At 39.3% G+C, this 13,452-nt stretch carries 15 protein-coding genes and 1 tRNA gene; 15 read left to right on the plus strand and 1 reads right to left on the minus strand.

Annotated features, from left to right (window positions below):
* Positions 1-3 precede the first annotated feature (3 nt).
* Positions 4-77: transfer RNA gene (locus HMPREF2963_RS07140), tRNA-Asn, on the plus strand.
* Between the two features lie 344 nt (positions 78-421).
* On the opposite strand, the gene HMPREF2963_RS07145 is transcribed toward HMPREF2963_RS07140, so the two are convergent.
* Positions 422-1,771, minus strand: a complete 1,350-nt coding sequence (locus HMPREF2963_RS07145) for an aspartate kinase (RefSeq protein WP_006269348.1) — start codon at positions 1,769-1,771, stop codon at positions 422-424.
* 166 nt (positions 1,772-1,937) lie between these two features.
* Between HMPREF2963_RS07145 and HMPREF2963_RS07150 the strand changes: the two genes are divergently transcribed.
* The 14 genes from HMPREF2963_RS07150 (at position 1,938) to HMPREF2963_RS07215 (ending at position 13,420) form a co-directional block, all read left to right on the plus strand.
* Entirely contained in the window at positions 1,938-2,729 is a 792-nt protein-coding gene (locus tag HMPREF2963_RS07150) for an enoyl-CoA hydratase (RefSeq protein WP_003070416.1), read from the plus strand.
* 91 nt (positions 2,730-2,820) lie between these two features.
* A complete protein-coding gene (locus HMPREF2963_RS07155) occupies positions 2,821-3,255 on the plus strand; it encodes a fatty acid biosynthesis transcriptional regulator FabT (protein WP_003070414.1) in 435 nt (144 codons plus the stop codon).
* Positions 3,255-4,229 (plus strand): beta-ketoacyl-ACP synthase III, encoded by a 975-nt coding sequence (locus tag HMPREF2963_RS07160; protein ID WP_070669291.1) that lies wholly within the window; start codon positions 3,255-3,257, stop codon positions 4,227-4,229. The genes HMPREF2963_RS07155 and HMPREF2963_RS07160 overlap by 1 nt, the downstream gene beginning before the upstream one ends.
* Before the next feature lie 53 nt (positions 4,230-4,282).
* Complete coding sequence (locus HMPREF2963_RS07165; RefSeq protein WP_003026017.1) at positions 4,283-4,507, plus strand: acyl carrier protein; 225 nt, start codon at positions 4,283-4,285, stop codon at positions 4,505-4,507.
* Positions 4,508-4,770: 263 nt separating this feature from the next.
* Complete coding sequence (fabK, locus tag HMPREF2963_RS07170; protein WP_049482168.1) at positions 4,771-5,745, plus strand: enoyl-[acyl-carrier-protein] reductase FabK; 975 nt, start codon at positions 4,771-4,773, stop codon at positions 5,743-5,745.
* The gene (fabD, locus tag HMPREF2963_RS07175) at positions 5,738-6,676 is read left to right on the plus strand and encodes an ACP S-malonyltransferase (protein ID WP_070669292.1); all 939 of its coding nucleotides are present in this window, start codon (positions 5,738-5,740) and stop codon (positions 6,674-6,676) included. Before fabK ends, fabD begins: the two co-directional genes overlap by 8 nt.
* Positions 6,666-7,397, plus strand: a complete 732-nt coding sequence (gene fabG, locus HMPREF2963_RS07180) for a 3-oxoacyl-[acyl-carrier-protein] reductase (RefSeq protein WP_070669293.1) — start codon at positions 6,666-6,668, stop codon at positions 7,395-7,397. Before fabD ends, fabG begins: the two co-directional genes overlap by 11 nt.
* 80 nt (positions 7,398-7,477) lie before the next feature.
* Positions 7,478-8,710, plus strand: a complete 1,233-nt coding sequence (gene fabF / locus HMPREF2963_RS07185) for a beta-ketoacyl-ACP synthase II (RefSeq protein ID WP_003070404.1) — start codon at positions 7,478-7,480, stop codon at positions 8,708-8,710.
* On the plus strand, positions 8,711-9,205 hold the full coding sequence (gene accB / locus HMPREF2963_RS07190) for an acetyl-CoA carboxylase biotin carboxyl carrier protein (protein ID WP_006269356.1): 495 nt from the start codon (positions 8,711-8,713) through the stop codon (positions 9,203-9,205). It begins immediately after the preceding gene.
* Complete coding sequence (fabZ, locus tag HMPREF2963_RS07195) at positions 9,202-9,624, plus strand: 3-hydroxyacyl-ACP dehydratase FabZ (RefSeq protein WP_003070400.1); 423 nt, start codon at positions 9,202-9,204, stop codon at positions 9,622-9,624. Before accB ends, fabZ begins: the two co-directional genes overlap by 4 nt.
* 14 nt (positions 9,625-9,638) lie before the next feature.
* Positions 9,639-11,006, plus strand: a complete 1,368-nt coding sequence (gene accC / locus HMPREF2963_RS07200) for an acetyl-CoA carboxylase biotin carboxylase subunit (RefSeq protein ID WP_006269349.1) — start codon at positions 9,639-9,641, stop codon at positions 11,004-11,006.
* Positions 11,007-11,023: 17 nt separating this feature from the next.
* Positions 11,024-11,887 (plus strand): acetyl-CoA carboxylase, carboxyltransferase subunit beta, encoded by an 864-nt coding sequence (gene accD / locus HMPREF2963_RS07205; RefSeq protein ID WP_070669294.1) that lies wholly within the window; start codon positions 11,024-11,026, stop codon positions 11,885-11,887.
* Entirely contained in the window at positions 11,884-12,654 is a 771-nt protein-coding gene (locus HMPREF2963_RS07210; protein ID WP_058670158.1) for an acetyl-CoA carboxylase carboxyl transferase subunit alpha, read from the plus strand. Before accD ends, HMPREF2963_RS07210 begins: the two co-directional genes overlap by 4 nt.
* 106 nt (positions 12,655-12,760) lie before the next feature.
* A complete protein-coding gene (locus HMPREF2963_RS07215) occupies positions 12,761-13,420 on the plus strand; it encodes a VTT domain-containing protein (protein ID WP_049493604.1) in 660 nt (219 codons plus the stop codon).
* Positions 13,421-13,452 lie beyond the last annotated feature (32 nt).

Here is a 13,452-nt window from a genome sequence, read left to right on the forward strand (position 1 = left end):
TTATCCGGCATAGCTCAGTTGGTAGTAGCGCATGACTGTTAATCATGATGTCGTAGGTTCGAGTCCTACTGCCGGAGTTGTATATGATTAGAAATCTTGTTTAAACAAGATTTCTTTTATTATGTGTTCTTTGTCTGTCTGGGTCTGTGAGGCGGAAGATAAATATCTTCCGCTATGCGGGTGCGTATCAAAGGTTATACCTAAAGAACTCCAAACACCCTACAATAACAGTGCTCAAGCCTACCGTAAAGTAAAGGGAGAAAAATATGATACAAAAGGCACATAGTTTATCACACAAAGTGGAATTGTAAAGCTTGTTACTTTGTCTTCTTTATTTTTTATGGTTCTTGTATAATGTAGCTAAGATATTTCAATGGTAATAAAAATTGACTCTATCATGACTGTCATGATAGAGTCAATTTTATGCAAAAAATGCTTTGTATAGTGCTTTAATAGCTGCTTTTTCTTGTTCGGAATTGATAACAATCATGATTGAAACTTCACTAGATCCTTGTGAAATCATTTGGATATTAATGTGATTATCTGATAATGCTTTTGTTGCGGTAGCAGTCAAACCAATGTGACTTTTCATTTTTTCGCCGACAATCATAATGATTGAAAGATCATGTTCAATTTCTGCGTGGTCGACCTCTAATTTTAGTCTTAATTGGCGAAGAATCTCCTCTTCTTTAATGGGGGTCAACTCACGATCCCGAAGAATAATAGATAGGTCATCGATACCAGTAGGCATGTGCTCCCAACGGATATTTAGATCTTCCAATATTTGCAAAACTTTTCTACCAAAACCTATTTCACGGTTCATGAGGTATTTAGACATGTTGATGCTGGTGAAATGGGCATCTGCAGCGATACCTACCACAGGAATATCCCCGTTGCTATGCTTTAAAACAATTCTCGTTCCAGGATGAGTAGGGTTATTTGTATTTTTAATAACGAGTGGAATTTTTCCGCGGTAAGCTGGAATGAGTGCTTCATCATGTAATACAGTAAAACCTGCATAAGCTAATTCACGCATTTCACGATAGGTTAATTCTGGAATGGAATGTGGCATGTGAATAATGCCAGGATGAGCTGCGAAAATACCATCAACATCTGTAAAATTTTCATAAAGATCAGCTTTTACACCTGCAGCAATAATGGAGCCAGTAATATCAGACCCACCACGTGAAAAGGTGCAAATCTGGTCGTCTTTTGTTACTCCAAAGAATCCTGGTATAATCAATACTTCATCAGCTTCATTTAATTCTTCGATTTTATCATAACTGGAGGGGAGAAGTCGCGCATTTCCTGGTTCACTGGACACAATAAGTCCTGCTTCTCTGGGATGAACATAACGTGCATTTATCCCATTTTGGGAAAAATAGGCTGCAATAAGTTTCGCATTATTATTTTCACCTGCAGCAAGAAAAGTATCATATAGGAATTTATTATTTTCGATAGGAAGGCTTGCGAGCTTTTGGATACTTTTTGAAATTCTTTCTAGAATATTTGGCTTGAGCTCCAGTTCTATCGCCATGTCTTGATAGCGATGAATAATCCATTGTTGATGTTTTGTTACGTCATTACCAGCAACATGGTCTCGATAATATTTAATGAGGGCATCTGTTACCTTTGTATCTTGTGCGTTTCGTTTTCCGGGAGCAGATACAATCACAAAACGCCGTTCAGAATCTTCTTTGATAATCTGTAATACTTTTGCTAATTGGGTAGCAGAGGCAAGTGAGCTTCCTCCAAATTTAACAACTTTCATAACTTCTCCTATTGGCTAATTGTTTAAATTATAGCAAAATTCTGAACTTTTTTCAAATTTACCTTCCCTCCTTGCAAAAGCAATTATTTTATGCTAGAATGTAATCGCATTATTTGATAGTCAAATAATTTAATTTACAAAGAAAATAATTGTCGGAGGCAATTAAATGCAATTTGAAAATATTTTATATAGCGTTAATGACGGTGTTGCAACATTGACTTTGAATCGCCCAGAGGTTTCCAATGGGTTTAATGTTCCCATGTGTGAAGAAATTTTAAGAGCGATAAAAATGGCTTCTGGAGATGAATTAGTTCAAATATTGCTAATTAATGCAAATGGAAAAGTGTTTTCTGTTGGAGGGGATTTGGCAGAAATGCAGCGTGCGGTGGAGGCAGATGATATTCAGTCTTTGGTAAAAATCGCTGAATTGGTAAATGAAATTTCTTACTCAATGAAACAATTACCGAAACCGATCATTATGAGTGTGGATGGACCAGTTGCTGGTGCAGCAGCTAATATGGTAGTAGCTGCGGATTTCTGTATTGCGACGGAGCGTTCTCGTTTTATTCAAGCTTTTGTGGGAGTAGGTCTCTCTCCGGATGCGGGAGGATTGTATTTGCTTGCAAGAGCGATTGGTGTGACGAGAGCAACTCAATTAGTGATGACAGGTGAGGCATTGAATGCTGAAAAGGCCTTGGATTATGGGCTGTTGTATAAGGTTTGTGAAGTTGAAAAATTAGGTAACGTGACAAGTCAGTTGATTAAGAAATTAAAGCGACATTCTATAAATTCCTACCAAGCTATCAAGGAGTTGATATGGGAGAGTATGTTTGCAGGTTGGCAAAAATATGCTGATTTGGAATTAAAATTGCAGAAATCTCTCGCTTTTACAGAGGATTTTAAAGAAGGAGTTCGAGCCTATGCAGAAAAACGTCGTCCTAAATTTTCTGGGAAGTAAAAAAGTAGTTGCAATTTATTTTGATATCTGATATACTTTTTTAGTCAAATGTTTTGATGATAAAAGTTTTTTGTTAGAGGAGGATAGATTTTTGGATTACCAATTGGTCAATGATTATTTAACGTCTATTTTCAATAATGTATTGGTTATTGAAGAATCTAGTTTGAGAGGCAGTCGCTTCAAGGATATCTCTATCAAAGAAATGCATACGATTGATGTGGTTGGAAAGAATCCCAATGCAACCCCTAGCAGTGTTGCGAAGGAATTGATGGTGACATTAGGAACCGTAACAACTAGTTTAAACAACCTTGAAAGAAAAGGTTATATTGAACGAACACGTTCGGAAGTTGATCGCCGTGTGGTTCATCTAAATTTGACAAAAAATGGCCGACTGATTTATCGTTTGCATAGACGATTCCACAAGAGAATGGTTGAGAGAATCATAGACGGAATGGACAGCAATGAGATGGAAGTGATGGGGAAAGGGCTAACTAATCTGTATCATTTTCTAGAGGATTTGAAATAATGAATTATGCTAAAATTAGTCAAGTTGCTCATTATGCTCCGAGTCAGGTGGTTACAAATGATGATTTGGCAAAAATCATGGATACGAGCGATGAATGGATATCCAGTCGAACAGGAATAAAGCGTCGACATCTGTCACGAACGGAGTCAACGAGTGATCTGGCTACTAAAGTGGCAAATCAATTGTTGAAAAAGGCGAACATCAATGCAAATGAGCTTGATTTTATCATTGTGGCAACTATTACCCCAGACTCTATGATGCCTTCAACGGCTGCACGAGTTCAAGCAAATATTGGCGCCCATCATGCCTTTGCGTTTGATTTGACAGCAGCTTGTAGCGGCTTTATTTTTGCCCTGTCGATGGCTGAGAAGTTAATTTCCTCAGGTCGTTATCAGAAAGGTCTTGTTATAGGAAGTGAAACTTTATCAAAAGTCCTTGACTGGTCTGATCGATCAACTGCGGTTCTTTTCGGTGATGGTGCTGGAGGAGTGCTTCTTGAAAGTTCCTCGAAACAGCATTTTCTCGCTGAAAGTCAATTTACGGATGGTTCGCGTGGGGAAAGCTTGACTTGTGGTAAATATGGTTTGTCCTCCCCTTATTCCGAAAAGAAAGAAGCGGCACTATATTTAACGATGGATGGTCGTAAAATTTTTGATTTTGCTATTCGAGATGTGGCAGCTTCTATTAAAGACACGATTGAATCCAGTAATGTTCAAGTAGAGGATATTGACTATTTACTATTACATCAGGCCAATATTCGCATTTTAGATAAAATGGCGAAAAAAATTGGTGTAGCAAGGGAAAAACTTCCTGCGAATATGATGGAATATGGGAATACGAGTGCGGCGAGTATTCCAATTCTTTTATCTGAGTGTGTTGAAAAGGGGTTCATTCATCTTGATGGCAGCCAAACAGTTTTGCTATCAGGATTTGGTGGAGGTTTGACATGGGGCACACTTATTGTTACAATTTAGTTATTATGTGGTAATCACATGAATATAAATATTTATTTTTAAAGGAGTCTATCATGGCAGTATTTGAAAAAGTACAAGAAATTATTGTGGAAGAACTTGGCAAAGAACCTTCAGAAGTTACTCTTGAGTCAACTTTTGATGACCTTGACGCAGATTCATTGGATTTGTTCCAAGTTATCTCAGAAATTGAGGATGCATTCGATATTCAAATTGAAACCGAAGAAGGATTGAACACAGTTGGTGACTTAGTTGCCTATGTTGAAGAAAAAACAAAATAAAAAGTTGAAACGGGGCTGAGATAAGATTCTCGCCCTCTTTTGAAAAAAGTATTGAGGTAGGCAGTGAAGTTAACTGTATAACCGATTTGCTTGAGAAAAAAGAACAGTAAAGAGTTAATTTTGTCGGAGTGGGATAATGAAGTCTATAGTTGGATGATATGTTCCGCTCCCTCTTGTTTAGGTAATAGTTTGATTTTCAAAGTATACAAGTGCTTGAATTGAAAGAATTGAGCCATTACTTAAGCAACATGTAAGGAGGTATTATGCAAACACGTGTCACAGAATTGTTAAATATTAAATATCCTATTTTTCAGGGTGGGATGGCCTGGGTTGCTGATGGTGATTTAGCTGGGGCTGTATCTAAAGCTGGAGGTCTTGGAATTATTGGTGGTGGTAATGCACCAAAAGAAGTTGTTAAAGCTAATATTGATAAGATTAAATCATTAACAGACAAGCCTTTTGGCGTGAATATTATGCTGTTGTCTCCTTTTGTGGAAGATATTGTTGATTTGGTCATTGAAGAAGGTGTCAAGGTTGTGACAACTGGCGCAGGAAATCCAAGTAAATATATGCAACGATTTCATGACGCTGGGATTACAGTCATTCCAGTGGTACCAAGTGTAGCATTGGCTAAGCGAATGAAAAAAATTGGCGCAGATGCAGTTATTGCTGAAGGGATGGAAGCAGGAGGTCATATCGGAAAATTAACGACTATGACACTGGTTCGTCAGGTTGTTGAAGCGATTGATATCCCTGTGATTGCAGCAGGTGGAATTGCAGATGGTCGTGGTGCAGCTGCAGGCTTTATGCTTGGTGCAGAAGCTGTACAAGTGGGGACACGTTTTGTTGTCGCAAAAGAGTCAAATGCACATCAAAATTATAAAAATATGATTTTAAAAGCCCGTGATATTGATACGACTATTTCTGCTCAACATTTTGGTCATGCAGTACGAGCTTTGAAAAATAAACTGACTAGAGAATTTGACCAAGCAGAAAAGGATGCTTTTAAGCAAGAAAATCCAGATTTAACTGTTTTTGAAAACTTGGGTGCAGGAGCTTTGGCAAATGCAGTTGTTCGGGGTGATGTTGAACATGGTTCTGTCATGTCAGGACAAATTGCAGGGCTTGTCAGCAAAGAAGAGACAGTTGAAGAAATTTTGAAGGATATATACTACGGTGCAGCAGAGGTAATCCAAAAAGAGGCTAGCCGTTGGGCAGGAGTAACTAGAAATGACTAAAACAGCCTTTCTATTTGCAGGTCAGGGAGCTCAGTATTTGGGAATGGCTCGTGACCTTTATGATCAGTACAATGTAGTGCGAGCAACCTATGATGAAGCAAGCCAAGTGTTAGGTTATGATATAAGAAATTTAATTGATCGTGAGGAAGAAAAACTCAATCAGACACGGTATACTCAGCCAGCGATTTTGACGACTTCTGTGGCTATCTATCGGTTATTGCAGGAGGAAGGAATACAAGCTGCCATAGTAGCAGGTCTTTCTCTTGGAGAATACTCTGCTATGGTAGCCGCTGGTGCTTTGGAGTTTACAACGGCGGTTGATTTGGTGGCAAAGCGTGGTGTTTTTATGGAGGAGGCAGCTCCTGCTGGCTCTGGTAAAATGGTTGCGGTTTTAAATGCTGATTTGGCTACGATTGAAACGGCCTGTCAAGAGGCTAGTCAGCTGGGAATTGTATCACCAGCAAACTACAATACACCTAGCCAGATTGTTATTGGCGGTGAAGTTAAAGCGGTTGACAAAGCTGTGGAATTGTTAAAAGAAGCTGGCGTGAAACGTTTGATTCCACTCAAAGTTTCTGGCCCATTTCATACAGCTTTGTTAAAGCCAGCTAGTGATAAATTGTCAAAAGTTTTAGCAGCAGTCGAATTTACTGATTTTAAACTCCCTTTGGTAGGAAATACAGAAGCTGCTGTCATGGAAAAAGAACGGATAAAAGAGCTATTAACCCGTCAGGTAATGGAGCCGGTTCGTTTTTATGACAGCATTGCCAGAATGCAAGAAGCTGGTGTAACAAAGTTTATCGAGATTGGTCCTGGAAAAGTTTTGTCTGGTTTTATGAAAAAAATTGATAAGACAGCTAATGTTTATCAAGTAGAAGACGCGAAGAGCTTGACTGCTCTTCTAGAAAAAAGGAATAGGTATGGAACTTAAAGGAAAAAATATTTTTATAACTGGTTCAACACGTGGCATTGGACTTGCAATGGCTCATAAGTTTGCAAGCTTAGGTGCCAACATTGTTTTAAATGGTCGCCGTGAGATTGGTGAGGAGCTCATTTCTGAATTTTCAGATTATAGAGTTCAGGTGATTCCGATATCTGGTGATGTATCAGATAGTACAGATGCTAAGCGAATGGTAGAGAAAGCTATTGAAAAACTTGGAAGCGTGGATATTCTGGTCAATAATGCTGGTATCACAAAAGATAAACTTATGTTGAAATTAACTGAGGAAGATTTTGAGCAGGTTTTGAAAGTGAATCTTGTTGGTGCTTTTAATATGACGCAAGCGGTTTTGAAGCCAATGACAAAAGCTCGTCAGGGTGCTATTATCAATGTATCTAGTGTTGTCGGCTTGATTGGGAATGTCGGTCAAGCAAATTATGCAGCTTCTAAGGCTGGGCTTATTGGTTTCACTAAATCTGTAGCGCGTGAGGTAGCAGCTCGTAATGTACGAGTAAATGCTATTGCACCAGGCATGATTGAGTCAGATATGACCGATGTTTTGTCTGATAAAGTAAAAGAAGCTACACTGGCTCAGATTCCAATGAAGCGCTTTGGTAATACCAGTGAAGTGGCAGAAGTAGCGACCTTTCTAGCTCGTCAAGAGTATTTAACAGGACAAGTTATTGCTATTGATGGTGGCTTAGCCATGTAACGATAAATTAAGTTGGACAAAAACAGAAGGTTTTGAAGAGATATTTTTCTTAGCTATAAATCAGAATAAAGGAGTTCGATATGAAACTAAATCGAGTTGTTGTAACAGGATACGGACTGACTTCACCGATTGGGAATACACCTGAGGAGTTTTGGAATAGTCTTGTAAACGGCAAGATTGGAATTGGTCCAATCACGAAGTTTGACAATAGTGATTTTGCTGTTCACAATGCAGCAGAAGTTCAAGACTTTCCTTTTGATAAATATTTTATCAAAAAAGATACCAATCGTTTTGATAACTATTCTCTTTATGCACTTTATGCCGCACAGGAAGCTGTAAATAACGCAAAGTTAGATGTTGAAAGCATCAATCATGACCGTTTTGGTGTTATTGTCGCATCAGGTATTGGTGGCATTAAAGAAATTGAGGATCAGGTTCTTCGCTTGCACGAAAAAGGTCCAAGACGTGTCAAACCAATGACGCTACCAAAAGCTTTGCCGAATATGGCAGCTGGGAATGTCGCTATGCGCTTTGGCGCAAATGGAGTTTGTAAATCCATTAATACAGCATGTGCTTCATCAAATGACGCTATCGGAGATGCTTTTCGCTCTATAAAATTTGGTTTTCAAGATGTTATGCTCGTTGGTGGGGCTGAAGCATCTATTACACCATTTGCTATCGCTGGTTTCCAAGCTTTGACGGCTTTATCTACAACTGAAGATCCAGTTCGTGCTTCTATTCCATTCGACAAAGATCGGAATGGATTTGTTATGGGTGAAGGTTCTGGGATGCTGGTTCTAGAAAGTTTGGAACACGCTGAAAAACGTGGAGCAACGATTTTAGCAGAAATTGTTGGTTATGGTAATACTTGTGATGCTTATCATATGACCTCCCCACATCCAGAAGGAGCTGGTGCGATTAAGGCGATGAAAATGGCACTTGAGGAAGCTGAAATTTACCCTTCAGACATTGCTTATGTGAATGCTCATGGAACTTCTACACAAGCTAATGAAAAAGGTGAAAGCCAGGCAATTGTCGCTGCTTTAGGAAAAGAAGTACCAGTTTCTTCCACAAAGTCTTTTACAGGTCATTTACTTGGAGCAGCTGGAGCTGTTGAAGCTATTGCAACTATTGAAGCGATGCGTCATAGCTTTGTACCAATGACTGCGGGAACACAAGAACTCTCAGACTACATGGAGGCAAATGTTATCTATGGTCAAGGGAAAGAGTATGATATTCCTTATGCTATCTCAAACACTTTTGGTTTTGGTGGGCATAATGCGGTTCTTGCATTCAAGCGCTGGGAGGCTTAAATGAATATTAATGAAATCAAAGATTTGATGGCTCAATTTGACCAATCAAGTTTACGCGAATTTTCTTATAAAAATCAAAGCGATGAATTAACTTTCAGTAAAAATGAAGGACAAGTTGCGACACCATCTGCCAAAGTAGTTCCGCAAGTAGCGCCAATCCAGCCTTCGGTAGGTATCGCAAATACTCTTTCACAAACAGAAATGCTGGCTCCAGATACAACTGAAGAAACAATATCTGTAGCAAAGTCGGATGCAGCTGAAGGTGATGTTGTAGAAAGTCCTTTGGTTGGGGTAGCTTATTTAGCCGCTGGTCCGGATAAGCCACCGTTTGTATCAGTTGGTGATCAAGTGAAAAAAGGTCAGACCTTGATGATTATTGAGGCCATGAAAGTCATGAATGAAGTTCCGTCACCTAAAGACGGTCTAGTTACAGAAATTCTGGTTCAAAATGAAGAAATGGTTGAATTTGGGAAAGGGCTGGTACGCATTAAATGATTGATATCAATGCAATAAAAGAAGCGCTTCCTCACCGCTACCCGATGCTGTTGGTGGATCGCGTTTTGGAAGTCAGTGAAGATGAAATTGTCGCTCTTAAAAATGTGACAATTAATGAGCCTTTCTTTAACGGACATTTTCCTCAGTATCCTGTTATGCCTGGCGTTCTCATTATGGAAGCTTTGGCTCAGACTGCTGGTGTGCTGGAATTGTCTAAAGAAGAAAACAAAGGTAAGCTAGTCTTTTATGCTGGTATGGATAAGGTCAAGTTCAAGAGACAAGTTGTTCCAGGTGACCAGCTTATCATGACTGCTAAATTTGTCAAACGTCGTGGAACAATTGCTGTTGTGGAAGCTAAAGCAGAAGTTGACGGGAAGTTAGCAGCAAGTGGTACTTTAACTTTTGCACTCGGACAATAAAAGGAGATTTCACCATGTTTCGTAAGATTTTAATTGCCAACCGTGGGGAAATTGCGGTACGAATTATTCGAGCGGCCAGAGAATTAGGAATTACGACAGTAGCAGTTTATTCAAAAGCTGATAAAGAAGCTCTCCATACCTTACTGGCAGATGAAGCAGTTTGTATTGGTCCAGCAAAGTCTACAGAATCTTACCTCAATATGAATGCAGTATTGTCAGCAGCTGTTTTAACAGGCTCTGAAGCAATTCATCCGGGTTTTGGCTTTTTGAGTGAAAATTCTAAGTTTGCGACCATGTGCGAGGAAGTTGGCATTAAATTTATTGGTCCGTCGGGAGCGGTAATGGATTTAATGGGTGATAAAATCAATGCGCGTGCTCAGATGATTAAGGCGAATGTGCCTGTAATCCCAGGTTCTGATGGTGAAGTTCATACGTCAGACGAAGCACTTGCGATTGCAGAAAAAATTGGCTATCCAGTCATGCTCAAAGCTTCTGCTGGCGGTGGTGGCAAAGGTATTCGGAAAGTTGAAAAGGCAGAAGATTTAGCAGCTGCCTTTGAATCGGCTTCTAGTGAAGCCAAAGCAGCTTTCGGAAATGGTGCTATGTACATGGAACGGGTCATTTATCCGGCTCGGCATATTGAAGTTCAAATTTTGGCTGACCAACATGGTCATGTCGTTCACTTAGGTGAACGCGACTGTTCGCTTCAAAGAAATAATCAAAAAGTGTTGGAAGAAAGTCCGTCGGTTGCAATTGGTAAGACCCTTCGTTGTCAAATTGGTGAGGCTGCTGTACGAGCTGCTCAATCTGTTGGCTATGAAAATGCAGGGACGATTGAATTTTTGTTTGACGAAGGAAAAAGAGAATTTTATTTCATGGAAATGAACACTCGTGTTCAAGTTGAACATCCGATAACAGAATTTGTAACAGGGATCGATATTGTTAAGGAACAGATAAAAATCGCTGCGGGGCAAGAGCTAGCTTTTGGTCAAGAAGATATACATATAACGGGACACGCTATTGAATGTCGAATCAATGCTGAAAACCCTGCCTTCAACTTTGCACCAAGTCCAGGAAAGATTTCCAATCTCTATTTACCAAGTGGTGGTGTGGGGCTGCGTGTAGACTCAGCAGTTTATCCAGGTTATACGATTCCACCTTATTATGATAGTATGATTGCCAAAATTATTGTGCATGGTGAAAATCGTTTTGATGCACTAATGAAGATGCAACGCGCACTCTATGAATTAGAAATTGATGGTGTGGTGACAAATACTCGCTTTCAAATGGATTTGATTGCTAATCCAAATGTTATTGCTGGAGATTATGATACAGCTTTTCTTATGGAGAAATTTTTACCAGCTTATCAAGATAAAAAATAAAGGAGTAAGTAGAATTCATGGCTTTGTTTTCAAAAAAGGATAAATATATTCGCATCAATCCAAATCGTTCTAATCGCGAAACGCCTCAATCAAAGCCTGAGTTTCCCGATGAATTATTTTCAAAGTGCCCAGGTTGTAAACATATCATTTACCAAAAAGATTTAGGAAGTGAACGTATTTGTCCACAGTGTGGTTATACGTTTCGTATTTCAGCTTTTGAACGTCTCAATCTGACCGTAGATGCCAATAGCTTCAAGGAATTGTTTACAGGGATTGAAACGAAGGATCCTCTGAATTTTCCGAATTATCGTGAAAAATTGAAAAAAATTCGCGCAAAAACAGACTTGGATGAAGCAGTGCTCACAGGAATTGCTACAATTGATGGACAAAAGACGGCTTTGGGAATTATGGATTCCAATTTTATCATAGCATCTATGGGAACGGTTGTTGGTGAAAAAATTACTCGTCTTTTTGAATATGCCACAGAACATAGGCTGCCTGTCACTTTGTTTACCGCATCTGGTGGTGCGCGCATGCAAGAGGGGATTATGAGTTTAATGCAAATGGCTAAAGTGTCCGCAGCAGTGAGACGACATTCCAATGTTGGCTTGTTTTATTTGACAGTTTTAACTGATCCAACAACAGGTGGAGTGACGGCTTCATTTGCCATGGAGGGAGACATTATCTTGGCTGAAACGCAAGCGTTAGTTGGTTTTGCAGGTCGTCGAGTGATTGAAACCACTGTCCGCGAAAAATTGCCAGACGATTTTCAAAAAGCAGAATTTCTGCTTGAGCATGGTTTTGTTGATGCCATTGTCAAGCGCTTGGAATTGCGTTCCACCATTGCTAGACTGCTTACTTTCCATGGAGGTAAACAATGACGAAGATTACTCGAATTATTAAAGAAGCACGAGATCAGGCGCGGTTGACAGCTTTGGATTTTGCACAAGGAATTTGTGAAGATTTTATTGAATTGCATGGAGATCGCTCTTTCCGAGATGACGGAGCGGTAATTGGTGGTATTGGAACTCTGAATAGCCAGCCAATCACTATTGTAGGGATTCAAAAGGGACGGAACCTTCAGGATAATTTGCGCCGTAATTTTGGTCAGCCTCATCCAGAAGGGTATCGGAAGGCACTTCGTTTGATGAAGCAGGCAGAGAAATTTGCTCGTCCTATTGTGACCTTTATTAATACAGCTGGTGCTTATCCAGGGGTTGGGGCTGAAGAGCGCGGCCAAGGAGAAGCGATTGCGCGTAATTTGCTCGAAATGAGTGATTTAAAGGTGCCAATTATCGCTATTATTATCGGTGAGGGCGGATCTGGTGGTGCGCTCGCTTTAGCGGTCGCAGATAGAGTGTGGATGCTCGAAAATTCGATTTATGCCGTTCTCAGCCCAGAAGGTTTTGCTTCCATTTTATGGAAAGACGGCAGTCGTGCTATGGAAGCAGCGGAACTCATGAAAATCACCTCTCATGAACTTCTTGAGATGAAAGTAGTAGATAAAGTCATTGCTGAGACAGGGCTTAGAAATCAAGATTTACTGAATGCTGTGAAGCAGGAAATTGTAGAAGAGATTACTCATTTATCTAAGCAACCAGTTGAAGAATTGTTAGAAAATCGCTATCAACGATTTAGAAAATACTAATAAAATAGAGCAGAAGATAGTTTTCTACACTGCTCTTTTTATTTTTGCAAATCAGTTTTTTCGCTTTATTTTTTGATATAATAGGTAATAGACAAAAGGAGAAGAGATGTTTATTATTGATTTTATCTTGCATATTGACGAGCATATTTACAATATTGCCAATGCAGTAGGTGGCTGGACTTATCTGATTTTATTTTTGGTGATTTTTATTGAAACAGCTGCTGTTGTATTTCCGTTTTTGCCGGGAGACAGCTTACTTTTTGCAGCCGGTGCCTTATCAGCCAATCCAGAAATGCATTTTAATGTTCTGCTTTTTATGCTCCTATTTTTCGTTGGGGCTTTCGTTGGTGATACCTGTAATTTTTTTATTGGCAGAACCTTGGGCTATCGTTTTGTACATTATAAATTTTTCAGCAAGTTGATAAAAGAAGAGAATATCAAAGAAGCAGAGGTGTATTTTGAAAAACATGGCTCCTCTTCCATTATTTTAGGACGTTATATTCCCATTATTCGTACCTTTGTGCCTTTTGTAGCAGGCATTAGTCAATTCCCTATTCATTCTTTTCTGAAACGAACTTTTATTGCTGCCTTATCTTGGTCTTTGATTGCGACAGGGGCGGGTTATCTTTTTGGGAATATTCCCTTTGTGAAAACTCATTTTTCAGCTATTATTTTTGGAATTGTCATTGTTACCTTACTTCCAACTGTGATAAGTGTTATTCGCAGTGCAATGATTAAAAAACGAAACAATCAAATGAAGAGATAAGAAAACTCTGAGATGATTTGAAAATCTCAGAG

Origin of the sequence: Streptococcus sp. HMSC067A03, assembly GCF_001814295.1 — a bacterium.
GTDB lineage: Bacteria > Bacillota > Bacilli > Lactobacillales > Streptococcaceae > Streptococcus > Streptococcus constellatus.

Bases quoted from the DNA above. Each gene is read 5' to 3' on its own strand.
- HMPREF2963_RS07215 (WP_049493604.1), top strand. From the start codon at position 12,761: ATGTTTATTATTGATTTTATCTTGCATATTGACGAGCATATTTACAAT.
- accC (WP_006269349.1), top strand. From the start codon at position 9,639: ATGTTTCGTAAGATTTTAATTGCCAACCGTGGGGAAATTGCGGTACGA.
- HMPREF2963_RS07145 (WP_006269348.1), bottom strand. From the start codon at position 1,771: ATGAAAGTTGTTAAATTTGGAGGAAGCTCACTTGCCTCTGCTACCCAA.
- accB (WP_006269356.1), top strand. From the start codon at position 8,711: ATGAATATTAATGAAATCAAAGATTTGATGGCTCAATTTGACCAATCA.
- fabF (WP_003070404.1), top strand. From the start codon at position 7,478: ATGAAACTAAATCGAGTTGTTGTAACAGGATACGGACTGACTTCACCG.
- fabK (WP_049482168.1), top strand. From the start codon at position 4,771: ATGCAAACACGTGTCACAGAATTGTTAAATATTAAATATCCTATTTTT.
- fabD (WP_070669292.1), top strand. From the start codon at position 5,738: ATGACTAAAACAGCCTTTCTATTTGCAGGTCAGGGAGCTCAGTATTTG.
- HMPREF2963_RS07160 (WP_070669291.1), top strand. From the start codon at position 3,255: ATGAATTATGCTAAAATTAGTCAAGTTGCTCATTATGCTCCGAGTCAG.
- fabG (WP_070669293.1), top strand. From the start codon at position 6,666: ATGGAACTTAAAGGAAAAAATATTTTTATAACTGGTTCAACACGTGGC.
- HMPREF2963_RS07210 (WP_058670158.1), top strand. From the start codon at position 11,884: ATGACGAAGATTACTCGAATTATTAAAGAAGCACGAGATCAGGCGCGG.
- fabZ (WP_003070400.1), top strand. From the start codon at position 9,202: ATGATTGATATCAATGCAATAAAAGAAGCGCTTCCTCACCGCTACCCG.
- HMPREF2963_RS07150 (WP_003070416.1), top strand. From the start codon at position 1,938: ATGCAATTTGAAAATATTTTATATAGCGTTAATGACGGTGTTGCAACA.
- accD (WP_070669294.1), top strand. From the start codon at position 11,024: ATGGCTTTGTTTTCAAAAAAGGATAAATATATTCGCATCAATCCAAAT.
- HMPREF2963_RS07165 (WP_003026017.1), top strand. From the start codon at position 4,283: ATGGCAGTATTTGAAAAAGTACAAGAAATTATTGTGGAAGAACTTGGC.